General features: G+C 72.8%; 1 pseudogene. It reads right to left on the bottom strand.

Going from position 1 to position 728, the window contains the following annotated elements:
• Positions 1-728, bottom strand: a pseudogene (locus GCN75_RS29905) (AAA family ATPase); the annotation flags it as partial.

Here is a 728-nt window from a genome sequence, read left to right as displayed (position 1 = left end):
CATCCTGCTGCGCCAGCGCCTGCAAGCCGGACGCGGTGGCGGCCAGCTGCTGCGTGAACCAGTCCGCGCGCTGCGATTCCGGCGGCAGCTGCAGGGTGGCCGCATGCGGCTGCCACTGCGCATCCAGGGCGGCGATGGCGGGCGGCAGCGATGCCAGTTCGGCATCCGTCTGCGCCTGCTCGCGCGCAGTCGCGGCCAGCGCCGCCCGGTGCGTGGCCAGCTGTTCCAGATTGCCGCGCACCTGCGTGCGGCAAGCCAGCACGTCGTCCTGCAAGCTGGCCAGCATTGCCTGCAAGGCGTCGTCGGCGTGGGTGTACGGGTGTTCGAGCGCGCCGCAGACGGGGCAGGGCTGGTCGTCCTGCAAGGTGGCGCGCAACTGCTCGACGCTGGCCGCGCACGCCGCTTCCGCCCCCGTCAGGGATTTTTCCGCCTGCGCCAGGCTCGCTTCCAGCAGCGCCGTCCTGGCTTCCTCCATCGCCAGGGCCGCGCTTTCCGCCTGCGCCGCCAGCGACAGTTGCGCGGCCCGCGCCTGGCCGTGCGCCAGTTCCTGCTGCTTGCGCGCCAGCTCCGTCCACGTTTTTTCCGCCGTATTCAACTGGCGCGCATGGTCTTCCAGCTGGCCGCGCTGTTCCTGCAGCAGCCGTGCGTCGATGGCTTGCACGGCGCCAGCCGCTTCGCGCCGCTCCGCATCGCGCGCGGCCAGCGCCAGGGCGGCAGCGGCCAGCGCG

This window comes from Janthinobacterium violaceinigrum, assembly GCF_009208555.1.
GTDB lineage: Bacteria > Pseudomonadota > Gammaproteobacteria > Burkholderiales > Burkholderiaceae_D > Janthinobacterium > Janthinobacterium violaceinigrum.
The sequence above is the reverse complement of the archived record's forward strand: the minus strand, read 5'-3'. Positions and strand labels throughout refer to the sequence as shown.